This window comes from Sorangium sp. So ce295 (genome assembly GCF_051527405.1).
GTDB lineage: Bacteria > Myxococcota_A > Polyangia > Polyangiales > Polyangiaceae > Sorangium > Sorangium cellulosum_B.
In genome coordinates this window covers 1,728,171-1,754,868 of record NZ_CP150324.1, presented here as the reverse complement: position 1 = coordinate 1,754,868, position 26,698 = coordinate 1,728,171, and the positions used below count along the sequence as shown (strand labels likewise).

The following is a 26,698-nucleotide window of genomic DNA, read 5'->3' as shown; positions in this document are numbered from 1 at the left end:
GACGCCATGAGCAACCCGACGACGCGCGCTCAGATCGTTCGAGCGGCTGACGGTCTCTTCTATCGACGGGGCTACGAGCACACATCCTTCGCTGATATCGCGGAGGCCGTCGGCATCTCACGCGGCAACTTCTATTACCATTTCAAGACGAAGGACGAGATCCTGGATGAAGTGATCGACGAGCGCCTCGCCACCACGCAGCAGATGCTCGATCGGTGGGAGATCGAGGGGAACAGCCCCGCGGATCGCATACGCAGCTTCATCGGGATCTTGATCGCGAACCGCGCCAACATCAAACGATTCGGTTGCCCCGTCGGCACCCTGTGCGCCGAGCTCGCAAAGCTCGACCACCCTTCTCGGCCGGGAGCCAACCGGCTGTTCACGCTCTTCAGGACGTGGCTGAGCCGGCAGTTCGCGCTGCTCGGCCGGGCGGACGACGCCGATGAGCTCGCGATGCACCTCCTGGCCCGGAGCCAGGGGGTGGCCACGCTGGCGAGCGCCTTCCACGACGAGGCCTTCATCGCGCAGGAAGTGGAGCAGATGCACGCGTGGTTGCTGTCGCTGACGACCAGCGCCGCCCCGCCTGGGCCCGACGCTCGATCGGAGCGGGAGAGCCAGGCGACGCAACGCAAGGCGACACGTGGCCGCCCCCGCGGCAGACGTGAGCCGTAACCCCAGGAGCATGCGCCGTGTTTCTTGTCCTTCTCAAATTCTCCGACAACAAGCGTCAAGCCAGCCTGCACATGGATCAACACAACGCCTGGATCCGGCGTGGCTTCGACGAAGGCGTGTTCGTGCTGGTCGGGAGCCTGAAGCCCAACGGCGGCGGCGGGATCCTCGCGCATCGGACCACGATGGAGGAGCTCCGCGACAGGGTGAACGGCGATCCGTTCGTCGCCGCGGGCGTCGTCAGCGCCGAGATCGTCGAGATCGCGCCGTCTCGAGTCGACGAGCGGCTCGAGTTCCTGCGAGGCGACGCGCCATGAGCGCCGCGACGACCGTGGGGCCCGACGGTCGAGCGCGCTGCCGCTGGTCCGGCGCGGCGCCGGAGTTCATCGACTACCACGATCGCGAGTGGGGGTTTCCCGTGAGCGACGACCGCCGCCTGTTCGAGAAGCTGAGCCTCGAGGGCTTCCAGTCCGGGTTGAGCTGGCGCACCGTCCTCGCCAAGCGTGAGAGCTTCCGCGAGGTGTTCCACGGCTTCGACGTCGACAAGGTCGCCCGCTTCACCGGGCGAGACGTCGAGCGGCTCCTCGGAGATGAGCGGATCATCCGCCACCGCGGCAAGATCGAGGCCGTCATCCACAACGCGCGATGCGCCAGAGAGCTCGCCGAGCGCGAGGGCTCGCTGGCGGCGTTCGTCTGGCGCTACGAGCCCGCCGCGGAGCGGCTCGCGCGCCCGCAGACCGTATCGACATCACCGGAGTCGGTCGCCCTCTCGAAGGACCTGAAGAAGCTCGGCTGGAAGTTCGTCGGCCCCACGACGGTGTACGCGTTCATGCAGGCGATGGGGCTGGTGAACGATCACGCCGAGGGCTGCGTCATCCGAGGAGACGTCGAGCGCTCGCGTGAGCGATTCAAGCGCCCCCGACGCTGACAGCTCGTACCCGTCACGGTCGAAGGCCGCGGAGACGTGGCGGAGAGCGACGACGAGCGCTCCCCACGCGCAGGTCGGCTCCACGCGAAGCGGAGCAGGCTGACCTGGGCGCCGGAGAGCTCGAGGACGAGGACGCGGCAGCTCGACCTCGCCGACGGGCTCGTCCGCGGCCCGCGTCTTGACATTACGGAATCATGTGAGCAACATTCGTTCATCATGTCAAACGAACAGAGCACGCTGAGCACCTTCGAGATGCCCTTCGCGCCGGTTCTGTACGACGCGCTCGTGCGCTCGATCTACCTGCCGGTCGGCGGGGAGCGCTCGCTGCGCGAGGACGTGCTCGCGCGCCTCGGCCTCACCGGAGGCGAGAGCGTCCTGGAGCTCGGCTGCGGGACCGGCAGCTTCACGAGGCTGCTCGTCGCCCGAGGCGCCGCGGTGACCGCGATCGACGGCTCCGACCGCATGCTGGCGCGCGCGCGACGAAAGGCCCCCGGGGCGTCGTTCGCCGCTCGGGATCTGCGCGCGCTCGATCTCGACGCCGGCGCTCGCTACGACGTGATCCTCATGGCGTTCGTGCTGCACGAGCTCGACCCGGCGACGCGCCGCGCGCTGTTCGTGCGCGCGGCGAGCGCGCTCGCGCCGCGCGGGCGCCTGGCCGTGGTCGATCACGCCGTGCCCGCCGAAGGGGGCTACGCGCGCATGTGGCGCCGCTTCCTCCTCGGGCTCGAGCCGCCGACCGTGCGCGCCGTGATCGAGCGCGGCTATCGCGAAGAGCTGGAGGCCGCCGGCCTCGCCTGCTCCGAGCCGATCTCCCTCGCACGCGGGACCGCGCAGCTCGTCTTCGCGGCGCGGCCATGAAGGTGCATCACCTCAACTGCGGCTCCTTCTGCCCGCTGCTCGGCGGCGAAGCGGTCTGCCATTGCTTGTTGCTCGAGACCGCCGCCCACGGCCTCGTGCTGATCGACACCGGCATCGGGCATCACGTGAGCGAGGATCCTCGGCGGCGCATGTCGCGCATGAACCGGTGGACGCTCCGGCCGCGCTTCACGCTCGAGGAATCGGCGCTCACGCAGCTCGGCGCGCTCGGGTTCTCGCCTGACGACGTGCGCCACGTCGTCTTGACCCACCTCGACGTCGATCACGCGGGCGGGCTGCGTGACTTCCCGCGCGCCACGGTGCACGTGTACGCGCCGGAGCGCGCGAGCGCCGAGCGCGCCCCGGTAGACCCGCGCTACGACGCGGCGCTGTGGCGGGACGTCGCGCGGTGGGAGACGTACGAGGATGGCGAGACCTGGCTCGGGTTCCGCGCCGCGCGCGATCTGCGCGGCCTGCCGCCCGAGGTGCTCCTCGTGCCGCTCGTCGGGCACACGCGCGGTCACACGGGCGTCGCCGTTGAAGCGCGAGGACGGTGGCTGCTCCACGCCGGCGACGCCTATCTCGATCCGGTGGAGCTCGACCCCGGGCGGACCGCCCCGTGGGCGACGCGGCTCGCGGCCCGGGTGACCTCGACGCTGCCAGCCGCGCGGCGTGCGAACCTCGAGCGCCTCCGCGAGCTGCGGCGCACGCAGGAGGGCGTGTCGGTCTTCTCGGCGCACTCGCCCGAGGAATATCGCGCGCTCAGCGCCGGGGCGGCGGCGCGGTGACCGCGCGCGTGCGCACGCGCGCGGAGCAGAAGGACGCGACGCGCGCGCGGCTCCTCAAGGTGGCGCGGCGCGCGTTCGCGGAGCACGGCCACGCTCAGGCGAGCATCGGCGCCATCTGTCGCACGGCGCGCGTGACGCACGGCGCGCTCTACCACCACTTCTCCAGCAAGGACGAGCTGTTCGCCGCCGTCGTCGCGGAGCTCTTCCACGACATCGGCGCGCGCGTCCTCGCCGCCGCGCGGTCGCGAGGAGGCTGGGACAGCGTCGCGGCGGCCTGCGACGCCTACCTCGACGCGTGCACGGACGCCGACGTGCAGGCGATCGTGTTCCGCGACGGCCCGCGGGTGCTCCGGTCGTTCGATGACGTCGATCGCGCCGCGAACGCGCCGCTCGTGACGACGCTGCTCGCGGGCTGGATGGAGCGCGGGCTGCTTCGCCCGCGCCCCGTCGAGGCCCTGGCGCGCATGCTCGGCGCGGCGTTCGCCGAGGCGGGCGCGCTCGTCACCGAGGCCGCGGACCCCGTCCACGCGCGCGCCCAGGCCGGCGCGCTGCTCGCCGACTGGCTCCATGCGCTCCGCCGCGCGCCGGGCGAGGCGCCGCGGGTGCTCGCCACCGATCGGCTGGCGCTCGAGCCATGGTCGGCGGCCGACGTTCCCGCGCTCGTCGCGCTCTTCGCGAGGGAGGACGTGCGCTGTCGTGGACCCGGAGGCGAGGCGCTCGACGCCGCGTGGATGGACGGCGCCGTCCGCGCGAGCGACGAGCGCTTCGCGCGAGGCCAGCTCGGGATGTTCGTCGCGCGCAACGGCCAGCGCGCGCTCGTCGGCGTCGCTGGGATCGCGAAGATCCACGGCGAGGTCGAGGAGCTCGTCGTCGCCGTCGACCCGGCGCTCACCCGCCAGCGCTACGGCGGCGAGATGGCGTCCGCCGTCGTGCGCGAGGCGAGCGCCCGCGGCGCGCCCAGCCTGCACGCGAGCGCCGATGAAGCCAACACAGCGGCCGCGCGGCTGCTCGATCGGCTCGGCTTCGTGCGGTGGTCGAGGCGGGGCGCCGTCGTGGCCTACGTGCGCGCCGGCCGCGATCCGGCCGGCTGATCGTCGCCGTCGGGATCGTTCGACGAGCGCTGCCCACTCGCCCACCGTCATGGCTCGCGGTGCGGGCCAGCGCGCAGCGCGCTGACGATCCCGGCGCTCAGCGTCAGCGCGGCGCCGATACCGAGGCCGATGCGCGGCGCGGCATCGACTGGCATGAGCGTGAAGAGCAAGGTCATGACGACAGCGCCCGCCGTCTGGCCGGCCAGCCGCGCGGTGCCCTGCATGCCGCCCGCGGCGGCGCTCCGCGCGCGCGGCGCCGCGAGGAGCATGTTGCGGTTGTTCGGCACCTGGAACAGGCCAAAGCCCGCGCCGCACAGCGCCACGAACGGCACCAGCGAAAGCGCGCTGCCGTGCGCCGGCGACAGCGCGAGCGCAGCGAGCCCCAGCGCGAGACACCCCGCGCCCGCCGCGCACAGCCAGGCCGTCGAGATGCGGTCGGCGAGGCGGCCCGCGACGGGCGCCAGGAGGGCCACGCTCAGCGGCCAGGGCGTGATCAGCAGCCCGGTGCTCAGGGCCTCCTGGCCAAAGCTGTGCCGCAGATGGAAGGGCAGCGCGACAAGCGCCGAGGCCTGTCCCGCGAAGCACGCGACCGAGGCGATCACCGAGACGCGAAACGAACGGCTGCGCAGCAGGTCGAGCGGCACCAGAGGCGCCTCCTTCGGCAGCTCGCGGCGGAGCAACAGCGTCGCGCTCAGGACGGCCGCGGCGAGCAGGCCGGCCCCGAGCGCCGGCGCCGCCGGCAGCAGCTCCGCGCCTGCGATCAACCCGCCGAAGGCCCCCGCATTCAGCGCCATGCTCGTCGCGTCCAGCGCCCGCGCCGTGCCGGGGACCTCGGGGAGGCCGCGCGAGGCGAGGAGCACCGCCACGCCGAGCGGAAGATTGACGGCGAACAGCCAGGGCCAGCTGGCGCTCGAGAGCAGCACGGCGCCGACGGTGGGCGCCGCGGCCGAGGACAGCGCCACGGCGAGCGCGTTCCAGCCGATGGCGGCCGCCAGCTGCGCCTGCGGAACCACGAAGCGCAGCAGCGCCACGCCGAGCGCCATCACGGCGGCGCCCCCGAGCCCCTGCAAAAAGCGCGCAGCGACCAGCCAGTGGAGCGACGGCGCCAGCGCACACAGCACCGACGCGCCCGTGAACAGCCCGACGCCCGCCGTGAACACGGCGCGATAGCCCAGGCTCTCGCCCAGCGCGGCGCACGGCAGCAGGGCCATCACCAGCCCGAGCTGGTAGGCGCTGACGACGCGCACCGACGCGGCGGGCGTCACCTGGAGCGCGTGCGCCAGCGCAGGCAGCGCCACGTTGGCGATGCCCGCGGAGAGCACCACCAGCACCATGGCCGCGAGCACGCACGCAATCGCCTCCGCGCGCGCCGGGCCCTGCACACCGGAAGCCGCCTGATCGGGCGCCTCGCTCGGCAGGGGCGCGCCCGCGATCGAGGTGCGCAGCGCCATCATGTTCCCACCGTCCAGACGCCGTTGCGCTCGACATAGCGGGTCACGCGCCGCGCGACCTGATCTTCCTGTCGGAGATCGCGCTCGGTGAAACGGAACAGCAGCGCCGGGCCGGCGACGCAGCGCGTGTCGTGGATGTCTCCCGGCAAGAACAGCTGCGCCTGTCCGGCGCGCAGCAGCGTCTCGTCACGCTTGACCAGCTGGACGCCGGCCCCGGTCTCGACGCGAGCGTAGGTCGACATCGCGATCTCTCCGCGCTGCAGGGCGTAGATCACCCAGCTGCGACCGTGGTCGTGCGGCGGGCGGTAGAGCCCGGCCTGCTCGGTGTGGCCCTGCAGCACGAAGCCGTGCTCCGCATCCCGGTAGAGCTCCCTGGACGCGGGCGCCTCCTCGTGCAGCGCCGCGAGCCAGGGCTCGGAGGCGTGCGCCTTCGCCAGCTGTTCCAGGTGATCGCGACAGCTGGCGACAAGGGCGCTGCTGAGCGGTCCCCAGCTGGCGCGGGTGCGATGGACGAACAGGTCAAGGGCGTTCTCGGTCATGGGTGGCCTCCGGCTGGGCTCGAATCGACGTGATCCGCGCTTCGACGTTGAAGCTAGAGCGCCGGCACGGATTGCGGAACGCGCAACGATCGCAATCTATATGTGCATCCGACGCCATAGTTCACCCCGACCTCTGGTAGCCTGCTGGCATGTCGCTGCCTGACCTGAACCTGCTCGTGACGCTCGACGTGCTGCTCACGGAAGGCAGCGTCACCGGCGCGGCCCGGCGCCTGCGCCTGAGCCCGTCGGCGATGAGTCGGGCGCTCGCGCGCCTGCGGGAGACCCTGGGCGATCCCCTGCTGGTGCGCGCTGGACGCGGCCTGGTGCCGACCCCACGCGCGCTCGAGCTGCGCGAGCGCGTGAGCCACCTCGTGCAGGGCGCCGAGGCCGTCCTGCGGCCGGCCGAGAAGCTCGACCTGAAGCGCCTGGTGCGCACCTTCACGCTGCGCACCAGCGAGGGCTTCGTCGAGAGCTTCGGTCCAGCCCTGATCGAGCGCACCGGCGCCGAGGCGCCAGGCGTCCGGCTGCGCTTCGTGGCCAAGCCCGACAAGGACAGCGCGCCGCTGCGCACGGGCGCCGTCGACCTCGAGACGGGCGTCGTCGACGAAGACACCAGCCCCGAGCTGCGCACCCAGGCGCTGTTCCGCGACCGCTTCATCGGCGTCGTGCGCAGCGACCACCCCCTCGGCCGCGCGAAGATCACGCCCGCGCGCTACGCCGCCGGACGCCACGTCGTGTTCTCACGGCGCGGCGTGGCCAAGGGGCGCATCGACGAGACCCTGGCCGGGCTCGGCCTGGCGCGCGAGGTGGTGACCATCGTCGGCGGGTTCGCCACGGCGATCGCGCTGGCGCGCGCGACCGACCTGATCGCCACCGTTCCGGATCACCACACAAGGAGCCTTCGTGACGGCCTGTTCAGCTTCGCGCTGCCCTTCGCTGCGCCGGAGATCACCGTCTCGTTGCTGTGGCACCCGAGGCTGGACGCGGACCCCGCTCACCGCTGGTTGCGCGACAGCGTGCGGGAGGTCGTGGCAGGCGGGGAAGAGACGGCGGCGCGGAGCGGGCCTGCCGGGCAGCGCCGCGCGCCACGGAAGAGGCGACGGGGCTAGCGCCGCCCCTCGGCGTTGACGATGACCTAGGGCTTTACCCCTGTGGCCCGGCGGCCAGGCTGGCGGAGTCGATGACGAAGCGATACTTGACGTCGCCCTTGAGCATGCGCTCGTACGCCTGTTCGATCCGCTGGATCGGAATCACCTCGATGTCGGCGACGATCCCCTTCTCCGCGCAGAAATCGAGCATCTCCTGCGTCTCGGCGATGCCGCCGATCGTCGACCCCGCGATCGTCCTGCGCTTGAGCACGAGGTTGAAGACGTTGGGCGACGGGTGGGCGTCCTTCGGCACGCCCACGAGCACCAGGGCGCCGTCCCGCCTGAGCAGCCTCGTGAAGGCGTCGAGGTCATGGCTCACCGCGACCGTGTTCAAGATCATGTCGAAGCTCTCGGCGTGGCGGTCCATCTCGTTCGCGTTGCGCGACACCACGACCTCGTCCGCGCCGAGGGCCTTGGCGTCTTGCCGCTTCGACTCCGACGTCGTGAACGCGACGGTGTGCGCGCCCATCGCGTGGGCGAGCTTGACGCCCATGTGGCCGAGCCCGCCGATGCCCACCACGCCGATCTTCTTGCCGGGCCCGGCCTTCCAGTGCCGGAGCGGCGAATAGGTGGTGATGCCGGCGCAGAGCAGCGGGGCCACGGCCGCCAGCTGATCCTCGCGATGGGTGATCTTCACCACGTACCTGTCGTTGACGACGATCCGCTGGGAGTAGCCGCCCAGCGTGTGCCCGGGGGCGTCCGGGGTCGGAGAGTTGTAGGTGAGCGTCATGCCCCTCTCGCAGTACTGCTCGAGGTGATCGGCGCAGGACGCGCAGCGGCCGCAGCTGTCGACCATGCAGCCGACGCCGACCAGCTCGCCCTTCTTGAAGCGAGATACCTGGGCCCCCACAGCGGACACCCGCCCCACGATCTCGTGCCCAGGAACACACGGATAGAGCGTGCCCGCCCATTCACCTCGGACGGTGTGCAAGTCCGAGTGGCAGACGCCGCAGTAGATGATGTCGATCTGCACATCGTGGTCGCCCGGGGCGCGACGATAGATGTCGAGCGCCTCGAGCGGCTTGTCGGCGGCATGGGCACCAAAGGCTTTCACGGTCATCTTTTACTCCTGGAAGAGCTTGCGCTCCTGGAAGAGGGAGGGCAGGCCCGCCTCGCTCGTCGGCTGCCGGGCCACGTGCAGCACGCAGCACTATCATGCGCTCGGCGTCGGCGGTGAACCAGCGCGCCGAACGGGCAGAAACACGAGCAAATACGCAAATTTAGCAGAAAGCGCACCGAGCGCCCCCCTCCTCGGCCGCGCGGCACACGGTCTGCAGCGGTCCCCTTCTTGCGAGGGCCCCTCCAGCGCGAACGAAGCAGTACTCCCGTGCCCCGAAGGAGGCGGCCATGCCCAGCAACACCGAGATGAGACACCTGCACCGCTGCGTCGAGCTCGCGGCGCTGGCGCGCTGGTCGGCCGCGAACCTCGCTCCCGACGTCCATCCCGCGCGCTGACGCGCGTGGCCGTACTGGTGGGAGGACGCCCATGGAAGGGAACTTTGGTTTTTCCAAGCGAGAACATGCGCCGGGAGATGGTCACCGAGGAGGAGCTGTTGGCGGCCCTTCGCAGGCAAGGGATCACGGACATCACCACGGTGCGCTCTGCCTGCCTCGAGGCGGACGGGGAGATCAGCGTGGTCAAGAAGCAGGGGGCGCAGGGCGGCGAGCAATGAGCCGGACTGACCGACGGCCCCTTCAGCGAGAACACGTGTGCGTCGTGGGCGAGATCGATGCGCACGCGCAGCGGTTTCCACGGAGCCGGCTGACGTTGCTGCGCGAGCGGCTTCGGTCGAGGGCGGAGGCGCTGCGGGTGACCACGACCGGCGGCACGGCGGGGCACGAGCGGCCGCTGGCGCGGGCGCAGGTGAAGCGCCTGCTCGACTTGCTCCTCCTCGCGCCCGATCTTCAAGACGCCGTCCGTGCGCTCGAAGCCACCGACGGCGCAGAGCCCGATGGCCCAGCGGCCCCTCCGGTCGGTGGCCCGCGCGGGGACGTGGGCCCCGCAGCGGGCGGTGTGCGCGTCCGCCATCCGGCGTCGGTAGGTTCCGAGCCACACCTGTTCTTCTCGACTCTGGTCGGGTCTTGTTGGCAGAGTTCGGCCCGGGTAGCGTGCTCCGGTGCACAGGGGATTCCACGCGACCGGAGCGGAGCCGATGATGACCGGAGCAGCGCTTGATCTCGATCGGCTGCTAAAGTTTCGCCTCCTGGTCGCGCGCTTCGGTGAGATGGACCTCGCCAAGTGGTGGAACACCGAGGGCCAGCTCGGGCGCCTCGGATCCGCCGCCCTGCGGCGCGGCCTCCCGCGCGCGCAAGAGCAGCTCGACGCTGCGCTGGCTGGCCTGCGCGACGAGTGTGCGCGCCTCATCGGGGCGGGCAAGAAGGTGGTGCTCTCGTGACGGCCCGCATCGACCTCGTGGAGCTCGCGAGGCGGGAGAGCGAGCAGACGGAATGGAAAGAGAACGTCGCTGACGTCAACGACGTCGTCGAGACGCTCTCCGCCTTCGCGAACGACCTCCAGAATCTGGGCGGCGGCTACGTGGTGTGCGGTGCGAAGGAGGAGAAGGACGAGAGCGGATTTCCCAAGCTCGTTCGCGCGGGGCTGACCGCGGCACGCTTGAAGGAGGTCGAGAACACGGTCCTGACCCGGTGCAGGGATCGCGTTTCTCCGCCTCTGGCGCCGCTCGTCGAGGAGCTCGAGTCGGATGATCCGCAGCGGCGGATCCTGGTCTTCCTCCAACCTGCCACGGGCTCCGCGCACACGTTTCGCCGAAACAACGAGGGGGCGAAGCACTTCGTGCGGGTGAGCCGCTCCACCATCGAGGCGCGGAACGGGCTCCTCAAGGACCTGCTCGTTCGCAAGGGGGCACTGGAGCCCTGGGATCGGAGGCCGTGCAACGCCGCGACCGTGAACGACATCGACCTGCTCACGCTGAGGGACGCGCTGCAGCGCATGGGGGTCTTCACGTTCGACCGTGGTGTCGAGCCCTACCTGGTCGCCGGGGTCCAGCTGTCGCCGTTCGTGCCGTCGCTGTGCGTGGCCGAGCCGCTCTCCGGCGTGCTGCGTCCGAGGAACTTCGCCGTGTTGCTCTTCGGACGAGAACCCCAGCGCTTCATCCCCGGCGCGTTCTCGATCTTCTCCGCGTACCCGGGGCTCGATCGCACCGATCCCATCGCTCGTCGCTTCGAGATCCCCGGCACGCTGCTCGATCAGGCGCGCCGCCTTCAGGAGCTCCTCGACGCCGAAGCCGTGACGCTGTTCGACAAGACCGACCTCGAGGCGCCGAACGCGGAGAAGTATCCACGGCGAGCTCTCCAGGAGGCGATGGTCAACGCGCTCGCGCATCGAGACTATGAGCTCGTCGATCCTGGCCGCTTCACCTCGTACCGTGATCGCATCGAGCTCGTCTCACCGGGGCCGCTTCCCGTCGGCGTGACGCTGGAGAACCTCCGCACGGGTTCCGTCACGCCCCGCTGGCGAAACCAGGCGCTCGCCTGGTTCCTCTCTCGCCTCCAGCTCGCCCAGGCGGAAGGACAAGGTATCCAGACGATCCGCAGCACGATGGCGGCGACGGGCTGTCCCCCGCCCATCTTCGATGCCACGGAGGTCTCCGTGACGTGCGTCCTGCGGGCCCATCCCCGCTTCGAGTCGGCGAAGCTAGGGAAGACCATGTCGAGAGGCGGAGCCACGAAGCCCGCTGCTTCGAAGAAGACCAAGCCGAAGGCAAAGAAGGTCGCATCGAAGTCGAGACCAGCGGCGAAGCCCAGGGAGACCGGCACGAAGGCGACCCAGAAGAGCAGCAAGAAGAGGGTGCGTCGCGGATAAGCGCTGTCGCGGTAGAATGCGCCAGTGAGCAACGTGCCCAGCATCGCCGACGAGGTCGAGCGGTACCTCCGCACCGGCGAGACCGACCCACACAACGCGGCGTGGCCCGGCGAGTTCATGGAGCGTGCGCACCGCGCCCATGAGGAGCTCCGAGGCGCGCTCGTTCGCGAGGTGCGGCGGCGGGCCGAAGGACTCGCGCACGAATCCCTGCCGCACGCCGACGTCGTCGCGATCGCGCGCGGCAAGGTCGAGCCGATGGTGCGGGGGCTGTTCCCGCGGGTCGAGCAGGACGCGGTGCTCGCGACGCTCGAGAAGTCGGTCGTGTTCGTCACGAGCGCGAACATCGAGCCGCTCTTGCTGGAGCATGGATACGACAGCTCGGCGTGGACGCTCGCCAACCTGTACCTCGCGAGCCTCGACGCGGATCTGCTCGGCGAGGACGCGCCGCGCCTCGTTGGCTTGAGCGAGGGGACGACCTGCTATGTCTCGGCCGAGTACTTCGCGGACGACGATCCGTTCGCCGACTTCATCGTTCACGAGGCCGCGCACATCTTCCACAACTGCAAGCGCGCGACCGTCGGTCTTCGCGAGACGCGGACGAAGGAGTGGCTCCTCGATATCGAGTACCGCAAGCGCGAGACGTTCGCGTACTCGTGCGAGGCCTACGCGTGCATCCTCGCGCGCGCCAAGGGCCCAGCCGAGCGCCGTGCGCTCGCTGCGGAGTACGGTGCGACGGCGCGGCTCTCCGAAGAGCGGGTGGACGCGAGCGAGGTCGCAGACATCGTCGCGGAGGCGGCGAGCGCACGGAACGGCTGGAAGATCATCCTCGCGCGGTGCGCTCCGACGAGCCGTCCGCGGTCGGCTATCCAGCTGCTACGGGCGTCGTGGGCCGCTGAGGAGGCTGCCCGGCGTCGGTGATCGAAATGGGCCCCGGTGTCCATGCATGTCGGCCCGTCGGCCAAGCACGCCTTCTACGTCATCGTCCCCCCCCACCGCCGTCACGTTTGCGGGGAACCAGCGCACGCACGCGCTATCGTGACATCACGACACTCTGGGCGCGGGGCGCCGACATCGAACTCCCGGAAGATCGGAGGGTCGGGCAGGTTCGCCACGCGGCGAACGGCAGCTGGAGGCCTCCGGCTGCTGGAGGACCTGCCCCCCCTTCCCGTCGGGCGTTCCATCCGGTCGAAGGGGGTCGCCCCTCGTCCGAGCTGGGATCGCACAGGGTCGAAGGGGGGCCGCATCGGGTCGGAGGGGGCTTCGGCCCGGACCGATTCTGTGACGGCTACGAGAAACGCCCCGTAATTCTGAGCATGAGCCCTTCTCGTCCTCCGGCCGACCCGGTCCAGCACGGCGCCTGGACATCCATGCACACAACCGCCGTTCATGTCCTCCCTGGCATGCTCCGGTTCCTCGGCGTCGCCGAGGACGACCTCGACGACCTGTGCCAGGACGTCCTGCTGGGCGCTTACCGCAGCTTCCCCCGGTACGACCCGATGCGGTCCAGCAGCGCGCGCGCCACGGCCCTGGTGGACTCGCCAGACCACCTGGGAACCGCCGCAGCGCCCGCGCTAGCGGCCGTCCCCGCAGACAGCGCAGCGGGTGACACACCTCGTCGCCCGCGCAGCACACCCACGGGCATGCCCGATCCAGCTCGACCGGAGCGGCTCGGCGAGCACTGGAGGGCAGAGGCGTCGTGGCTCTTCGGGATCGCCTGGCGGCAGGTCCGCCATCACCTGGAGCGCGCCTACCGGCGCCGCGAGGTGCCGGTAGGGCTCGCGGACGCCGCCTGCTTCCAGGAGGCAGACATCGCGGCGAGCAGCGAGCATCACATCGCCGTGCAGGAGCGGCTCGCGCTCGCGATCCGCCTCCTGTCGGAGCTCGCGCCCGAGCGCCGCGCCGTCCTCGTCCTGGCCGACGCGTACGACGTCCCGATGCGCGAGATCGCGCGCGCCCTTTCGCTCAACGAGCACACCGCGGCGAGCCGGCTGCGCCTCGCGCGCCGGGACTACCGCGCCGCCGAGAAGCGGCTGCGCCCCGAAGAGAGACGGGCGCTCCGGTCCAGCGTCCTCGTGCTCCCGCTGTTCTCCGCGACCTCGTTGCGTTCGCTCCGCGAGACGATCCTGCCCGCGAGCGACCCGGCCGCGCCGAGCGCCGGTGCGCGGGTCGATGGGACACGGTGGCGAGCACGCTTCGCGGGCCTCGCGCGCCCGGTCGCCCGGGCCCTTCGACCGGCGCTCGGGTGGGGTGCGGCAGGCGTCGCCGGCGGCGTGCTCCTGGCCGCGTGGCTCGCTCGAGCACCGGTGGACTGGGCGCGCCATCTCGGCCCGGGCGCGATATCGTTCGTCGTCGCGCGGAGCACACATCCGGACCCGACGCCGGAGCCGCGACCCCGGGGCGTTCTCGGTGAAGCGCCGCGCCCCAACGACGCAACGCGCTCCGCCGACACCCAGAGCCCCCGAGACACCCCGAGCCCCCGAGCGCCCGCGGCACGGACGACCGATGGGCCAGGTCAGCGCAAGCCCGCCGGATCGAGGCACGCCCCGGCGCCCCCAGACCAGCGCCAGGATCGGCTCGACGAGGAGCTCGCGCTGCTCGATGCGGCCAGGCAGGCGCTGTTGCACGGCGAGCGCGCCGCCGCCCTGGAGCACATCGATGCGCATGCTCAGCGGTTTCCTCACGGCCGGCTGACGTTGCTGCGCGAGCGGCTGCGATCGAGCGCAGGAGCGCTGCCGGTCACCACGACCGGCGGCACGACGGGGCACGCTCGGCCGTGAGCGCAGAGCCGCCGCGACGCGCGCGCCCCCCGTCGCACGGCCGGCGACGGGGAAAGCAGGCATGGCGCGCGACGCTCGCCTCGCTGGTCGCGGTCGCCATCGCGCAGCTCGCGGCCACGCCGGCCCGGGCCGATCCCGGACCGCGCCGGGCCCGCGTGCGGCTCGAGCTCACGCTCGGCCCAGGCGCCGAGCGCTGCCCCGACGAGCGGTTCCTGCGCGCGGAGATCGCCCGGCGCATGAGCTTCGACCCCTTCGACGCGGAGGCTCCGCTCGCGATGGCGGCGTCGATAGTACAAGAGCAGGGCGAGCTCATTGCGTCGATGTACCTTCGCGATCGCGGCGGCAGGTTGCGCTGGACCGACGGCTACAGGACCCGCGGAGACTGCAAGACGCTGGTTTCGATGGTGGCCCTGTCCATCGCCGTGCAGCTCGACGACCCGGGCGAGCGCCCGCCGCCGCAGGCAGCGCCGGCCCCGCAGGAAGAGCCCGCGACGCCGGCCGAGGCGCCATGCTCCCCCGAGCGCCCGTGCGCGGGGCAGCCGGCGCTGCCACCGAGCGAGACGCCACCCGCGCGCCGCCCGGGCAAGGCGGCGCCGGCGCGCGAGCTGCGATCCGTGCAGGCGCCGCCCTCGAGCAGTGCGGGGCAAGCTGCGGCGGAGCGCTTCCGGTGGAGCGTAGGCGCCGGTGCCACGATGGCGCTGGGGATGACGCCCGGCGTTGCGGTTGGGCCGACGTTGGCGGCCACGGGACGCTGGCCGGCATGGTCGGTCGCGCTGGAAGCCCGCGGGCTCTCGTCGCTGTCGACCAACGTGGACGACGTGCGTGTGGCGACATCGGCGCTCACCGCGAACGCTGCCCTGTGCCTTCACCGGCGGTTTCTCTTCGCGTGCGGGGTCGGAGAGCTCGGCGTGCTCCGTGTCGTGCCCGAAGCTCCAAGGATCGCGAGAATGCTGCTGAATCTTCGTGCCGGAATTGGCCTGCGAGCCGGCGTCAGGTGGCCGCTGTCAGAGGGCCTCTCTGGGTACGGAACGGCCGAGGCGGTCCAGCGCACGATCGACGCGTCACTCCTCCGCCGTGGAGGCATCGCCGAAGGAGAGCGCGCAATCTGGAGCGCTCCCGCGCTCGGTGCGGCGTTCGGGATCGGTCTCGAACTGAACCTATAAGGAGGTCCGGCGGCAGAGGTATCCGCCGTCCCCCAAGGTGACAAGAATGAGAAACTTTTCACGACCGAGGGAATGCTCAGCGCGCGCCAGGCCCGCGGTACGACAGCCGCCTTGCGCTCAGGGCCATCATTCCCATAGGGTACGACGCATGCGCGTTCCGAGCTTTGCCCTCGCAGGCGTCCTGTTGACTGCGAGCTGCACCCAAGCCCCCATCGTCATTGAGGGCCCATGTTCGGACGAAGAGCGCGTCCACTATCCTGAGTGGTGCGAGAAATACGGCGGCGACGGCGGTCAGGGCGGCGGTGGTGGTGGTGACGGCGGCGGTCAGGGCGGCGCTGGCGGTCAGGGCGGCGCTGGCGGTCAGGAGCACAGCGCGCTGTGCTCCGGCCAGTGCGTCTCCCCCGCCCCGCTCGGCTGGTCCGGCCCGGCGCTCCTCTGGTTCGGCCCGCCGGAGGCCACCCCCGACTGCCCCGCCGACGCGCCGACGATCGGGTACGAGGGCTTCGCCGATCTCCAGGAGGTGCCGAAGACGTGCCCGACCTGCGCGTGCGACCCGCCCGAGATCTCGTGTTCGCTCCCCACCGCGTGGGCCGCATCGTCCTCCTCGTGCCCCGGCGACGAGCCCGACGCGGTCACGACGCCGTTCGCCGCGCCCGACGCATGGGACGGCGCCTGCACCGCAGGGAGCGCGATCCCTGCCGATCACGACTGCAACGGCGAGCCCTGCGTGCAGTCGCTGACGATCGCGGCGCCCTCGATCACGGCCGGCGCATGTACGCCGCGCGTCGAAGCCCCGCAGCCCATCCCCCAGAACGCGCTCTTGTGGACGACGCGCGCGAGGGCCTGCGTCGCCGGGGCGCACACCGAGTGCGCCGACGCGACCACGTGCGCGCCGGCAGCGCCGCCCGGGTTCCTGACCTGCGTCTACCACGAGGGCGAAGCCGAGTGTCCGGAGGGCTACGCCCAGAGGCATGTCTTCTATAAAGACGTGCTCGACGGCCGCGACTGCACTCCATGCAGCTGCGGCGAGCCGACCGGCGCCTCGTGCACGATCATGGCGTCCGTGTACCGCGACGCGGCATGCACGGACCTGGTCGCATCGACCCTCGTCGACTCCAGCGTTCCGTTCTGCGGGGTGACACCGCCCGGCGTCGGCCTGGGAAGCAAGTCGGCCGCGGTCATGGCGGTGGAGCCGGGCGCGTGCGCACCGCAGGGCGGCGAGCCCGTCGGCGAGTTCCAGCCGGCCGAGCCGTCCACGTTCTGCTGCATCGCCTGAGCTCGCCGGAGCCGCCGCCGCCCAGCGGGGCCGCGGCCCGGCGCGAGGATGTCCAGATGGACGGGGAGGACGTTCGAACGGCGGGGGCACGCGAATGGCCGAGGCGGCGTCGATGCGCCACACGGCGTCGACAGCCTTTCGCGTGCGTGCTCGGCTCGCGCGTGGCCGTGACCTACGCCTTCTGCTGCCGCTCGATCTCTGCGCGAAGGCGTTCCCCCTGTCGCGGTAGGGACCACCCTTCGTCGCCCTGCTGGCCGACTCGGGCCGCCCCCCGCACAGATCCAAGCATCTGCTGCTAACGCACTCGGCTCCTGTCTCGGATACCAACGTCGAAGCGGTCGCCGAGCCAGGGGTGCATGATCTTGGGTGTCCGGATCCATCGCTGCGATAGCCGGCGCATCGTCTCCCAACTGACTCGCCTGAGCTGACCTCGGCGCGAGAGCGCGTGGCCGCTTACACTTAACGGCGTCGGCGCCCTGAACTGGCCGATTTCGCGGCTCAATACCCAGCCCGCCCGTGCCCCTGTCGAACGCTTCGCCGTCGTCCTCGCGGGCGCCAGTGAGCTCGGTGGGGGCGGCAGTCTTTGTCACGGCCCACCCTTCTTCGATTCGCGTGTTCTACGCGGCTTGGGTACGGGTTTGGCGACGCCGCCCTCGAGTAGCTTTGCGGTCGTCGTGAGGTCATCGAGGTACCGCGCCGAGGCCTCCGTCTCCGTTGCGACGCGGCGCCGCTCGGCGAAGGCGTCGTACTGCGCGCCGGCCCATTCGAGGGCATCGTCGTGCGAGACGCTTCCAGCACCGACCAGCACGGGCAGCTCCGTGTCGGCGAGGAACTTGTCGAGGTCCGCCTCCCAGTCGGACATCCTGATGTCGCGCCTACGTTGCGCGCGGAACTCCGCACGGTCCAGGAACATCACGACGATCCGATTTAGCGTGTCGATCTCCTTGGCGTCGAGGTAGTTCTTCGCCGTGCCGATGTCGCGCTTGAGTACGCGACCGCCGCTCCAGCTCGTCAGCCCCATGTTGGGCTTCTCGGCGTCTGCGCGGCGACGAACGATCTCGGCCGCCGTGAGGCCGTCGCGGCATGGTGCATCTTGTTCTGCATGAACGCGAAGAAACGCAGCGTGGCCTGGTCGCTCTCATCGTAGTCCGACGCGAGCGCAAAAATCTCGCGGATGCGCTGATAGACCCGCGCTTCGCTCGCGCGGATCTCGCGGATGCGCGCGAGCAGCTCGTCGAAGTAGTCCGCGGCGCGGTCGGTGCGCTTGAGTCGGTCGTCGTCGAGTACGAAACCCTTGATGATGTACTCTTTGAGCCGCTCGGCCGCCCACTGCCGGAAGCGCACCGCCGCCGGGCTCCGGACCCGGAAACCGACGGCGATGACCACGTCGAGGTTGTAGTGCTCGACGTCGCGGGCGACCTCGCGGTCCCCCTCGAGTTGAACTGTTCGGTACGACCGAACAGTTGCCCCCGGGTCGAGTTCGCCGTCCTCAAAGATGTGCTTGATGTGCTCGCTGATGGTTCCCTTGGCTTTGCCGAACAGATCCGTGAGCTGGCGCTGGTTGAGCCAGACGGTCTCGTTCTCGAGGCGCACGTCGAGCTTCGTGCGACCGTCCTCGCTGCGGTAGAGCAGGATCTGCCCGGCGAAAACTTCTCCCCTCGGTCCAGCGCGCGTCACGACTTCCTCCGGGCGGCTGGCTTCTTGATTGATGCGCCGGTTGCTACTTTCCTGTTTGTCGACTTCTTCCTGGTGTCAGCCATCTTCCTCGTCACTTTCTTCTTGGTCCTCGCCTTCTTCCGCGTTCCACCCGAGACCTCATCGAGGGCCAGGTGCGTCCGCGTGAGCATGACCTGCTCGGCATGCCGGAGCGCTAACCGGTTGAGGTACTCGACGAGCGACGCATGCTGGTTCTGAAAATCGGCGTTCAGGGCACGATGCGATCGGCTCAGCGCCTCGATGCGAAGCGCCATGATTCAGACAGCCGGCTTTTCAATTACCGCTCCCCATACACGTCCTCGCCGCAGGGCATCGGGGCTCGTGGCTGGTCCTGGTCCTCATGCTCGTCCCGCCGCAAAGTCCAATGCGTCCGACTTGGACCTGGAGCCTGGTCCTATGCGTGCGCGGTGGGGGGTGCAGGGCCACAAGAGAGAGAGAATGGTCCTTCCCCGTCTCCCTCTTCGAGCACGGCGATGAACCGCGCGATGGCCTGAACCTCGGCATCGGGCGCGAGCGGGATGCGTCTGTGAGCGGGGTTGGTGCTCCGCGGAGCGAGGTACCGCCCATCGGGCCCCTCGGCGAGGTGCTTGAACGTGTACTCGCCGAAGTCGGCGTCCCCCTCGTCCGGGCGTCTGACCAACAGGTTCTGACCGGGCGCAGGAGGCGCGGAGCCGGCCCCGAGATGTTCCCACAGGCACCAGGCCCCATGAGGAGCCACCTCGTTCATCGAATCGCCGATCACCTGCGCGACGAAGAAGCCAGAGCGATGGGTGATTCCTTCGACGCGCCCAAAGCCGACAGCCTCAGGGTTCTGGCCCTCAGAGAAGGCACCCGCCGCTGCGCGCAGAGCGACGATCGGCACGGAGTCTGGTGTGCGCCTCTCCGTCCGAACCAGTCGCAGCACGCGGCCTGGAACCTTCCCGTCGCCGCGGGCGCGATCAAACCAGGTCGAGTCATCGCGAACCGCCCGCTGTTTCTCTCGGCCCAGCAGGTACTTCGCGACCCTCGCAACCGCTGCTACAACCGCGGCCCGGTCGTCGAGCTCGAACGACCGCACCTCGACCACCTCGTAGCCGAGGGAGCGAAGCTTCTCACGGAGAAATCGATCGCGCTCCGCTTGCTCCGGGTTGCCGTGAATGTGGCCTGCCATTCCGTCGAGGAAGATGGCGATGCCGGGCTCATCGGCCTCTTCGCCAGGGTAGAAGAAGTCCGGCAGGGTATGATGACTGCCCCCAAGGTCGATCCGCCTCTGCGCCTCCGGCGTCGGCAAGCCTGCCTCGATCAGAAATCGCTTGAACCGTTGCTCGATCACGGTCTGCGGCTGCCCCACCGTGGTCATCGTTCGTGGCAGCCGCTCCGGGATGGGATGCAGCTCCGTCAACGTCGACGGCCCGCGCTCGAGCAGGTCCTTCGCCCGGTGGCGGTCGAGATACTGGTGGTAGAAGCGGTTGCGATAGGTCTGCAGGCAGTCGATGCACGAGCGCTCGCAGGCGCTTGCACACCCCTGCACAATTGCCAGCGCGGCCTCGCGAACTTCGGGCCAGCGCAGCACCAACTGCTCGAGGAGCCCTGAGCCTCCGGGCATCGGATCGTAGAGCAGCACATCCAGCGGGTCGTCGCCCGCGTGACCGATGCTCGTGATCTGCCGGTCCTCGACCTCCATGTCGAGGACTCTCGCTGCACCCATGCGAATCGCCTCGACGAGGCTGAATGCATCCGCTGCGTCGGTCGCCCCCTGAAGGCCGAAGACGTCGACCTCCACGTCAACGAAGAAGCCGGTCGGCCCCACCCGATGGTTGCAGCGCTCCTCGTGCTTCTTTCGGAACTCGTCGCGCGACCGCTGTGACGCGTAGGGAGAGTGAGACTGCCCGCACGCGAGGCAGAGCAGGTAGCCGATCCGGCCTCCACCGACCTCTCCCTTCGGTCCGACGTTCACCATCCGGAGCTGGACCGCGCGACGTGCGTGGAAGGCGGTTTCACCCCAGGTCCATGCCATCCCGCCGCGATGGGCCCCGCGCTCGAGGGCGTAGACGGCAACGGGCATCTGGAAGCGGAAGTCCTCCTCGTCGGAGATCTGCGACTGCGAGGGCAACAGCACGTCGCAGACGGGCACCGCGCGGAGCTCCTCGGCCCCAAGAGGAGCGGCCTGATCGTTCCCTCCGAGCTCGGATACGACCTGCTTGGCAGCATCAACGCGGAGCCGCATCGTGTCGTCCGGCGAGAGCTGGAAGCGCCTCGGAACGAAGCGAAAGCCGTTCGCATAGATGGCGTTGCCCGGGACGTACTCGCGAAGCGCGATCGTCGGCGCTCTCGGCAGATCGAACTCACCGAGTCCCTGCGTCATACGCGGGGGCTCCGCGGTGCCGATGATGCTGCCGGACTCGAGCCCATAGCCGGGGAGGAAGCCCTCGCGCGCGAGCGCGCCCATCGTGTCCGAGTCGTCGCCGCCCCCCTGCGCCTGGGCTCGGGTCCGCTGGGCTTGGCCCTTCAGTCGCTCGATGACGCGCTGGCAACGACGGCGGTGGGCCTGGTCCTCCGGATCGAGGACGCCCTTCTGCGCTTCCTCGCGCGCTAGGCGCGATAGCTCGCCGCGTGCCCAGTCAAGGCGTCGCTTGAATCGGCGCAGTACCTCGGCGAGCGACGACGGCATGCCGTCGACGATCGACTCGAGCCGCTCCCTGGAGACAGCGTCTGCATCCTCCTCTGGCCAGGCCGCGCGGAACGCTCGTTCGACGTCGCGCAGAATGGCATCTCGGTGCAGCCTCAGCAGCGCACCGAGCTCGCTGATGTCGAGCACCTCGCTGCGTACCTCGCCTCCAGGCGTGAAGAGGTACGGCTTCAGCGTCGAGGGGAAACACCTTGCGAGGACCTCTTCGATTTGGAGCCGCTCGCCTTCACTCAATCGGCGAGCGAGTCCGTACAACGCCGTCAGCACGCACGCGTGAACGTGCTTTTCAACGAGAAGAGCGTTCTTGAGGTTGAAGCGAGGCGGCTCGACGGCCCCACCGAGCAGCTTGAGCGGCTCTCGGAAGTAGGCCAGGTCGAAGCTCGTCGACTGCGCGTAGGTGACGTCGTCGAGCTCGGAGTCGACGGCCTCCCGAAAGTTGCGCAACCAGGCGCCGCTCGTGCGGCTTGCCTGACGTTCGCGGCTCTCGCGCTCGGTGTCGTCCTCCGTATCGTCCTGGACGATGCCGCGCACCTTGGAGATCGTGTCGAGCGTGCCCGCTCCGGCATCGTGTGCGCGCAGGCCGTCGAGCAGCGCGAGCCAGCTCTGGCCGAACGCCCACGGCCCGGAGAGGAGGCGCTTCTGCAGCACCTCAAGGGCGAACGCGGCGGCGGCGCGCTCACTCGCAGATGCTCTCGCCGTGGCCTTGTGAAGCGCCTTGCGGAAGTCCCGAAACGCATCCGAGAGGCCGCGCTCCTGCGCGCCGAAACGCAAGACCGGCAGCGCGTCGACGATACGCTCGGAGAAACGAGGCGGTTCTCCGAGCGCGACGTAGGCCTGGTTGATCTCGCTCTTGAGGCGGCGAATGATGCTCTCGGAGACGCGGCTGCGGTCGGTGGCCTCGAGCTCGGACTTGCGCGTGAATCTTACGGGGTCGAGCGCCTCGAGCAGACCGGAGAACGAGCGCGTATGCCCGTTATGCGGCGTCGCCGTGAGAAACACGCGGTGCTCGAACCACGGCGAGATGAGCTGGAGCATCTGCGCGAGGTCGGAGTCCTCCCCGAAGCTCGAGGGCGCGAGGTTGTGCGCCTCGTCGACGATGAGCAGATCCCACCGGAGCCGGCCATCCTCTCCGGGCTCCGCCGTGCCGCGGAACTGCTCGAGAACGTCAGGCTGCTTCAGGTAGTGGTAGCTCGCGATGATTCGCTCGTGGACGCGCCATGGGTTCGCGTCGAGCCCCAGCTCACGCTGAAGCCGCAGCGTATGTGGGCGGTCGACGAAGTCGAACGAGAGCGAGAACTTCTCGTCCATCTCATCGCGCCACTGGGTGCGCAGCGATGCAGGGCAGAGGACGAGCACTCGGCGAATGCGGCGCCGCAGCATGAGCTCACGAAGCACCATGCGCGCTTGCACGGTCTTTCCGAGGCCAACGGCGTCGGCGAGCATCAGCGCGACGCGCGGCATCTCCAGTGCGCGCAGCACGGGGACGAGCTGGTAGGCCTCCGGGTGGATCGCGCCGAACAGCGGCGCGGCGAGCGGGGGACGATCCTCGTCGAGGCCGGAGAACGGGAGCGAGGGGGTCAGCGCCGACCAGCGCGCCGCCCGCACCATCGCGTCGAGCTCTCGCGGCTCCATCGGCGGGGCCGACTCGACACGCGGGAGCGCGGACGGCTCGAGCACGTCGGGATGCGGTTCGACCTCCCACAAGACCTGGTCGGACTCTGCGCCGACGCCGTCGGTGTACTCGACCTCGACGAGGTGGAACCGGCCGCGCTCGTCCGCGTCGAACGGCTGCACGCCGGTGATGAGCGCACGGCGGTTTCGGACAATGGCCATCATCCCTTCACGTGGCGAGGTGTTCCCGGTCACTTCTTTACCTCAGCTTCATCCCCCGCGTCCGCACCGCCGGCGCGGACCCACTCATCGACCTCGGACAGCTTGAACTTCCAGAGGCGGCCGATCTTGTGGGCCGGCAGCCCGCGCCCCTCGATCCAGCGGTACACCGAGTCGCGGGCCACTCCGAGGTGTTTGGCGACGTCTTCGACCGAAACCCAGGGTTCGGTGGTCATCAGGCTTGCTCCGCTCGGCATGGACAGTCCCTGCGGACGGGAGCAGGCTGCACCAGGCTGACTCTGCCAACAAGAGTCGAAGATAGTCGGAGAGCGCCGAAGGGGCGACGGTCAGCCCGCGACCTCGACCGGCACGCCGACCTGCTGGGCCACCGGCGTCCAGAGGTCCGCCTCGACGCCCGGGGTCTCGATGCTCACGACCAGCGCGTACCGCGCGCCGAGGTGGCTTCGGTCGCGCCTAGGCTGGTCCTTCCACCAGCCGCTCACCGGGTAGACCGCGACGACGCCTCGCTCGGCCAGGTCGGCAGCGAAGCCAGAGAGGACGTCCGAATGGACCGAGCCGCGGTTGCGGGCCTGCTCGCCGAGGTACCACTCGGAGGAGTCGCCGCCGGTCGAGGGTTTCTCCTCGTCCTCGTCGAGCGCTTTCTGGTTGAGGCGCTTGCGGAACTCCTCCATCGACTCGGTCGGGCCCTTCACCTCGAAGCGCAGGCCGTGCGAGGCGTAGCGGTGGCGCTTCTTCCAGCCGCGCCGGCCCGGGTTCGGCTCGATGAAATAGGAGAGCGCGACGCGCAGGCGCACAGGCGTCTCGCCGAGGCCCTGCAGCACCTCGCGCGGCCACGGCAACTCGAAGAAGTGGATGTCGCCCATCTGCCGCTCGTTGGGCTTCGTCGGCTTCGGCGCGAACGGCCGGATACGGTCCTGTGCAATGAGCGTGAGCGCGTCGCTCCCGCTGCGGAGCGCGCGCTCGATGCTGGGCACGCCGAAGCCGTAGCGCCGGACGAGTCTCGCGCGCTCGCGCTTGCCGCTCGCACCGCGCAGGGGGGCCAGCATCGCGGGCGTCCACTCGGCGGCGTGCACGATGAGCGCGCGCACTGCCTCGGGCCAGAGCGTCGGGTACTCGGCGGCGATCATCGCGGCCATGCGGGCACCCTGTGCCGTCGCGGCGCTCGTCGCCCAGCTCAGCACGAACGACTTCTCCGAGGGGCGCCAGTGCGTCGAGAGCAGGCTGAGGTCAGGGCACGGAAAGTCGACTTCTCCCTTGGCGTTCGTCACGACGTTGCCGCCTTCGAAGACGACGTCGGGCTTGATCGGCCACGACTCGGCGAAGGTGACGCCCGTCGTGCTCCACGGCGACAGGTCCCCCGGTCGTGCCACGGGCTGCCAGCTCGACCACCTTGGGTCGGTGATGACGGACTTCTCGGTGAAGGCGCCGACCGTGAGCGCGTTCCAGGCCTGGCCCGGATCGTGGATGGGGTCGGTGTCGCTCCGGTCGAGGTGCGCTGGTTGGAGAGCGTTCGGATCGACGTTGCCCGCGCACAACACGAACAGCCGACGAGCAGCCTCGTCACCCTCGTCGAGGTAGACGAGCCCGCGCGTGCTCGTGTCGAACGCGCGTCCCGCCGCGAGCGCGTCGACGGCGGCGGACCAGGAGGTGGGCTGGCCTCGATCGCGCTCGTCCGTCGCGGCGATCGCCATCGAAAAGCAGCGCCTCCGCGAAGGCGCCTGGATCTCGGCACGGCTGCCGCCTCGGCCGTGACGGCACCGTAGAGTTCGGGCGGGTTCTGGCCGTTCGGCGGCAAGATCTTCACCGACTCGAGGCGATGCCGGAGCGCAAGCGGCGACGATCCGGCGAGCACCGGCGCGAGATCGCCGTAGAGCACAAGCCCGGCCATCTCGGTGCCGTGGCCGTCGTGGTCATGGGTTCCCCAGGACGGATCGCAGGCCTGGCAATCCGCGGCGTCGAGCGACGGCTCGAGCAGCGGGTGTCCGCGGTTCACGCCCGTGTCGAGGAGACACACGGCTGGCGCGTCCGCGGGTGGCGGCGCCGTGCGCGCGACGAGCTCCTTCACCCAGTCACCTTGCTCGTCCGGCCCCATGTCGACGAAGACCGTCGCCGTCTCCTTGGCCTTCCGCACCTCGGCGACGTCGTTCAGCACATCGACGGAGGCAGCGAGCTGCGAGGGTGAAGCGCGCAGCAGCGTGACGATGCGGTCGTCGAACTGGAGGCGGCGGGGCGCCACGTCGAGCTGCTTGAGCCCGGCAAACTCGAGCAAGCGCGCGAGCTCGTCGCCATCCTGTCGGCGAAGCCACACCTCCCACCAGATGACCTCATGCTCGTCGGGGTAGGCCTCGGCCGCGTCCGTCCACAGCCCGCGGAGCGTCGCGAGCCGCAGCGTCGCCACAGGGTCGAGCATGTTCTCGTGCCGGCGCTCGCCCTTCTTCTTGGGTGCTGTCTTCGCGTAGCTCTCGAAGCGCTCGAGGAAGTGCTTGACCTTCCCATCGGGCACGAAGACCGTGGCGCGCTCGATGCGGCGAGGTTCCGGCTCGTCCGTCTTGGTGTGGCTCACGGCGACCAGTTCGATGCCCTGCCGGACGTCCTCGAGCGCGCTCATCTGGAGTGGAGCGCCTGGCTGGCTCTCGAACTGCACGTAGATGCCCGGCTCGGCACCGTGCACCGCGATGCCCGCGTCCCGGCGACGCTGGTCGGCCTCCGCGACCGCGGTCTTCAGCGCGCGCTCGAGAGCCTTGCCGTGTTTGCTGCGGCTCGTGGGTGGCGCCGGCTTGGTGACCGCGATCTTCCGCGGGTGAGGCTTGTACGCCTCCGTCGATGGATGACCGGGGACGAGGATGTGCTTGCGGTTGCGAGGAGCGGCCACGCGTCAGTCCCCCCGTGTGCCCGCTACGCGTGCGTGCTGCGTCGTTCCTCGAGCGCGGCCACGAGCTCCGCGTCGCGCACGGCAGTGGTGTGGTCGAGGATGGCGTTCTTCGCGGCCTGCTCGCACGCCATCGCAATCTCGGCATGGCTCAGCCCGTCGGCTGCCTTCGCTGCGACGCTCCAATCGATGTTGCTCGTGTCGAGGAGAGCAAGCCGGCTGCGCATTACGTGCGTCGCGATCTCCGGCGTGGGTAGCGCGTACCCGAGGACCGCATCGAAGCGGCGGAAGAGCGCGCGGTCGAGCAGCCCGACGTGGTTGGTTGCTCCGAGCACGAGGCTGTCGGACTCGTCCTGCTCAAGGAACTGCAAGAAGGAGTTGAGGACGCGCCGGATCTCGCCGACGTCGTTCTTGCTGCCGCGCTCGCCACCGAGCGCGTCGAACTCGTCGAACAGGTACACGCCACGCGTGGCCTGGATCGCGTCGAAGACCACGCGCAGCTTGGCGGCCGTCTCGCCCATGTACTTGGTGATGAGTCCGTCGAGCTGGATGCTGAAGAGCGGCAGGCCGAGCTCACCCGCGAGCGCCGCCGCGGTCATCGTCTTGCCGGTCCCGGGGGGGCCCACGAGCAGGAGCTTCCGCATGGGCGAAAACCCGTGCTCGCGGAGACGGTCGCGTTCACGCTGTTCGGTGAGCACGCGTTCGAGGCGCCTGCGGAGCGCATCGGTGAGCGCCATGTCGGCCACGCGCGTCTTCGGGTAGCCGACCGTGAGCAGCCCCGCGAGCTCGCCTCGGGGCTGCGCGAGCGGGACGGGCTTGGGCCCTCGGACGGGCTCGGTCGCCTTCGCGCGCGCCTTCACCTGATCGACGAGCTCGCGCAGCTCCTGGGCGAACTTGCCGTGGCCGCTCCGTGCCGCCTGCGCCGCCACCTGCATGGCGATCGCGTAGAAGCGCGTGTCGTCGCCATCGGCGTGGCTTCGAATGAGCGCTTTCACCTGGTCCGCGGTGGCCATGGCGTCCTGCGTTGTACCCCGAGCCCCCGACCCGGAGCCATCGGAAGCGCACGAGCCCTTCAAGATTTTGCTC

The 26,698-nt window shown here is 70.1% G+C and carries 22 protein-coding genes and 2 pseudogenes; 14 read left to right on the top strand and 10 right to left on the bottom strand.

The window, feature by feature from the left end; genetic code table 11:
- The first annotated feature begins 6 nt into the window (after nucleotides 1-6).
- From WMF11_RS06615 to WMF11_RS06590, 6 genes are all read left to right on the top strand, one after another.
- Nucleotides 7-672 (top strand): TetR/AcrR family transcriptional regulator, encoded by a 666-nt coding sequence (locus WMF11_RS06615; protein ID WP_437976831.1) that lies wholly within the window; start codon nucleotides 7-9, stop codon nucleotides 670-672.
- 17 nt (nucleotides 673-689) lie between these two features.
- Entirely contained in the window at nucleotides 690-986 is a 297-nt protein-coding gene (locus WMF11_RS06610) for a YciI family protein (RefSeq protein WP_437976830.1), read from the top strand.
- Nucleotides 983-1,597: a DNA-3-methyladenine glycosylase I gene (locus tag WMF11_RS06605; protein WP_437976829.1), complete on the top strand. Its 615-nt coding sequence runs from the start codon at nucleotides 983-985 to the stop codon at nucleotides 1,595-1,597. The genes WMF11_RS06610 and WMF11_RS06605 overlap by 4 nt, the downstream gene beginning before the upstream one ends.
- Nucleotides 1,598-1,813: 216 nt before the next feature.
- Nucleotides 1,814-2,455: a class I SAM-dependent methyltransferase gene (locus tag WMF11_RS06600; RefSeq protein ID WP_437976828.1), complete on the top strand. Its 642-nt coding sequence runs from the start codon at nucleotides 1,814-1,816 to the stop codon at nucleotides 2,453-2,455.
- Nucleotides 2,452-3,240, top strand: coding sequence for an MBL fold metallo-hydrolase (locus WMF11_RS06595; RefSeq protein ID WP_437976827.1), 789 nt, complete (start codon nucleotides 2,452-2,454; stop codon nucleotides 3,238-3,240). The genes WMF11_RS06600 and WMF11_RS06595 overlap by 4 nt, the downstream gene beginning before the upstream one ends.
- Before the next feature lie 8 nt (nucleotides 3,241-3,248).
- Nucleotides 3,249-4,331, top strand: a complete 1,083-nt coding sequence (locus WMF11_RS06590) for a GNAT family N-acetyltransferase (protein ID WP_437976826.1) — start codon at nucleotides 3,249-3,251, stop codon at nucleotides 4,329-4,331.
- Nucleotides 4,332-4,378: 47 nt separating this feature from the next.
- Here WMF11_RS06590 and WMF11_RS06585 read toward each other — a convergent pair whose 3' ends face one another.
- On the bottom strand, nucleotides 4,379-5,785 hold the full coding sequence (locus WMF11_RS06585) for an MFS transporter (RefSeq protein ID WP_437976825.1): 1,407 nt from the start codon (nucleotides 5,783-5,785) through the stop codon (nucleotides 4,379-4,381).
- Entirely contained in the window at nucleotides 5,782-6,321 is a 540-nt protein-coding gene (locus tag WMF11_RS06580; protein WP_437976824.1) for a hypothetical protein, read from the bottom strand. The genes WMF11_RS06585 and WMF11_RS06580 overlap by 4 nt, the downstream gene beginning before the upstream one ends.
- 149 nt (nucleotides 6,322-6,470) lie before the next feature.
- Between WMF11_RS06580 and WMF11_RS06575 the strand changes: the two genes are divergently transcribed.
- Nucleotides 6,471-7,430, top strand: coding sequence for a LysR family transcriptional regulator (locus WMF11_RS06575; RefSeq protein WP_437976823.1), 960 nt, complete (start codon nucleotides 6,471-6,473; stop codon nucleotides 7,428-7,430).
- A 34-nt stretch (nucleotides 7,431-7,464) separates the two neighbouring features.
- On the opposite strand, the gene WMF11_RS06570 is transcribed toward WMF11_RS06575, so the two are convergent.
- On the bottom strand, nucleotides 7,465-8,529 hold the full coding sequence (locus WMF11_RS06570; protein ID WP_437976822.1) for an NAD(P)-dependent alcohol dehydrogenase: 1,065 nt from the start codon (nucleotides 8,527-8,529) through the stop codon (nucleotides 7,465-7,467).
- 460 nt (nucleotides 8,530-8,989) lie between these two features.
- Between WMF11_RS06570 and WMF11_RS06565 the strand changes: the two genes are divergently transcribed.
- From WMF11_RS06565 to WMF11_RS06535, 7 genes are all read left to right on the top strand, one after another.
- Complete coding sequence (locus WMF11_RS06565; RefSeq protein WP_437907579.1) at nucleotides 8,990-9,142, top strand: YetF domain-containing protein; 153 nt, start codon at nucleotides 8,990-8,992, stop codon at nucleotides 9,140-9,142.
- A 444-nt stretch (nucleotides 9,143-9,586) separates the two neighbouring features.
- Nucleotides 9,587-9,865 (top strand): BrxE family protein, encoded by a 279-nt coding sequence (locus WMF11_RS06560; RefSeq protein WP_437976821.1) that lies wholly within the window; start codon nucleotides 9,587-9,589, stop codon nucleotides 9,863-9,865.
- The gene (locus WMF11_RS06555) at nucleotides 9,862-11,292 is read left to right on the top strand and encodes an ATP-binding protein (RefSeq protein ID WP_437976820.1); all 1,431 of its coding nucleotides are present in this window, start codon (nucleotides 9,862-9,864) and stop codon (nucleotides 11,290-11,292) included. Before WMF11_RS06560 ends, WMF11_RS06555 begins: the two co-directional genes overlap by 4 nt.
- A 24-nt stretch (nucleotides 11,293-11,316) precedes the next feature.
- Nucleotides 11,317-12,210, top strand: a complete 894-nt coding sequence (locus WMF11_RS06550) for a hypothetical protein (protein ID WP_437976819.1) — start codon at nucleotides 11,317-11,319, stop codon at nucleotides 12,208-12,210.
- A 395-nt stretch (nucleotides 12,211-12,605) separates the two neighbouring features.
- Entirely contained in the window at nucleotides 12,606-14,069 is a 1,464-nt protein-coding gene (locus WMF11_RS06545; RefSeq protein ID WP_437976818.1) for a sigma factor-like helix-turn-helix DNA-binding protein, read from the top strand.
- Entirely contained in the window at nucleotides 14,066-15,232 is a 1,167-nt protein-coding gene (locus WMF11_RS06540; protein ID WP_437976817.1) for a hypothetical protein, read from the top strand. Before WMF11_RS06545 ends, WMF11_RS06540 begins: the two co-directional genes overlap by 4 nt.
- 148 nt (nucleotides 15,233-15,380) lie before the next feature.
- Nucleotides 15,381-16,508 (top strand): hypothetical protein, encoded by a 1,128-nt coding sequence (locus WMF11_RS06535; protein ID WP_437976816.1) that lies wholly within the window; start codon nucleotides 15,381-15,383, stop codon nucleotides 16,506-16,508.
- Nucleotides 16,509-17,094: 586 nt separating this feature from the next.
- On the opposite strand, the pseudogene WMF11_RS06530 reads toward WMF11_RS06535, so the two are convergent.
- The 7 genes and pseudogenes from WMF11_RS06530 to WMF11_RS06500 all read right to left on the bottom strand — a co-directional run bounded on the left by WMF11_RS06530 (nucleotide 17,095) and on the right by WMF11_RS06500 (nucleotide 26,625).
- Nucleotides 17,095-18,101: pseudogene (locus WMF11_RS06530) on the bottom strand (virulence RhuM family protein).
- An 80-nt stretch (nucleotides 18,102-18,181) separates the two neighbouring features.
- Nucleotides 18,182-18,478 (bottom strand): hypothetical protein, encoded by a 297-nt coding sequence (locus tag WMF11_RS06525; protein ID WP_437976815.1) that lies wholly within the window; start codon nucleotides 18,476-18,478, stop codon nucleotides 18,182-18,184.
- 140 nt (nucleotides 18,479-18,618) lie between these two features.
- The gene (locus WMF11_RS06520; protein ID WP_437979283.1) at nucleotides 18,619-22,335 is read right to left on the bottom strand and encodes an SNF2-related protein; all 3,717 of its coding nucleotides are present in this window, start codon (nucleotides 22,333-22,335) and stop codon (nucleotides 18,619-18,621) included.
- Nucleotides 22,336-22,754: 419 nt separating this feature from the next.
- Complete coding sequence (locus WMF11_RS06515; protein WP_437976814.1) at nucleotides 22,755-22,958, bottom strand: helix-turn-helix domain-containing protein; 204 nt, start codon at nucleotides 22,956-22,958, stop codon at nucleotides 22,755-22,757.
- Nucleotides 22,959-23,069: 111 nt separating this feature from the next.
- Nucleotides 23,070-24,434, bottom strand: a complete 1,365-nt coding sequence (locus WMF11_RS06510) for a S8 family peptidase (protein ID WP_437976813.1) — start codon at nucleotides 24,432-24,434, stop codon at nucleotides 23,070-23,072.
- A gap of 104 nt (nucleotides 24,435-24,538) precedes the next feature.
- Nucleotides 24,539-24,835: pseudogene (locus tag WMF11_RS06505) on the bottom strand (S8 family serine peptidase); the annotation flags it as partial.
- An 803-nt stretch (nucleotides 24,836-25,638) separates the two neighbouring features.
- Nucleotides 25,639-26,625: an AAA family ATPase gene (locus WMF11_RS06500; protein WP_437976812.1), complete on the bottom strand. Its 987-nt coding sequence runs from the start codon at nucleotides 26,623-26,625 to the stop codon at nucleotides 25,639-25,641.
- Nucleotides 26,626-26,698 lie beyond the last annotated feature (73 nt).

What these genes read in the sequence shown, in the direction of transcription:
- WMF11_RS06580 (WP_437976824.1), bottom strand. Translation starts at nt 6,321, where the DNA reads ATGACCGAGAACGCCCTTGACCTGTTCGTCCATCGCACCCGCGCCAGC.
- WMF11_RS06525 (WP_437976815.1), bottom strand. Translation starts at nt 18,478, where the DNA reads ATGGCGCTTCGCATCGAGGCGCTGAGCCGATCGCATCGTGCCCTGAAC.
- WMF11_RS06570 (WP_437976822.1), bottom strand. Translation starts at nt 8,529, where the DNA reads ATGACCGTGAAAGCCTTTGGTGCCCATGCCGCCGACAAGCCGCTCGAG.
- WMF11_RS06510 (WP_437976813.1), bottom strand. Translation starts at nt 24,434, where the DNA reads ATGGCGATCGCCGCGACGGACGAGCGCGATCGAGGCCAGCCCACCTCC.
- WMF11_RS06600 (WP_437976828.1), top strand. Translation starts at nt 1,814, where the DNA reads ATGTCAAACGAACAGAGCACGCTGAGCACCTTCGAGATGCCCTTCGCG.
- WMF11_RS06500 (WP_437976812.1), bottom strand. Translation starts at nt 26,625, where the DNA reads ATGGCCACCGCGGACCAGGTGAAAGCGCTCATTCGAAGCCACGCCGAT.
- WMF11_RS06575 (WP_437976823.1), top strand. Translation starts at nt 6,471, where the DNA reads ATGTCGCTGCCTGACCTGAACCTGCTCGTGACGCTCGACGTGCTGCTC.
- WMF11_RS06615 (WP_437976831.1), top strand. Translation starts at nt 7, where the DNA reads ATGAGCAACCCGACGACGCGCGCTCAGATCGTTCGAGCGGCTGACGGT.
- WMF11_RS06565 (WP_437907579.1), top strand. Translation starts at nt 8,990, where the DNA reads ATGCGCCGGGAGATGGTCACCGAGGAGGAGCTGTTGGCGGCCCTTCGC.
- WMF11_RS06535 (WP_437976816.1), top strand. Translation starts at nt 15,381, where the DNA reads ATGCGCGTTCCGAGCTTTGCCCTCGCAGGCGTCCTGTTGACTGCGAGC.
- WMF11_RS06545 (WP_437976818.1), top strand. Translation starts at nt 12,606, where the DNA reads ATGAGCCCTTCTCGTCCTCCGGCCGACCCGGTCCAGCACGGCGCCTGG.
- WMF11_RS06515 (WP_437976814.1), bottom strand. Translation starts at nt 22,958, where the DNA reads ATGACCACCGAACCCTGGGTTTCGGTCGAAGACGTCGCCAAACACCTC.
- WMF11_RS06595 (WP_437976827.1), top strand. Translation starts at nt 2,452, where the DNA reads ATGAAGGTGCATCACCTCAACTGCGGCTCCTTCTGCCCGCTGCTCGGC.
- WMF11_RS06585 (WP_437976825.1), bottom strand. Translation starts at nt 5,785, where the DNA reads ATGATGGCGCTGCGCACCTCGATCGCGGGCGCGCCCCTGCCGAGCGAG.
- WMF11_RS06520 (WP_437979283.1), bottom strand. Translation starts at nt 22,335, where the DNA reads ATGCTCGCCGACGCCGTTGGCCTCGGAAAGACCGTGCAAGCGCGCATG.
- WMF11_RS06605 (WP_437976829.1), top strand. Translation starts at nt 983, where the DNA reads ATGAGCGCCGCGACGACCGTGGGGCCCGACGGTCGAGCGCGCTGCCGC.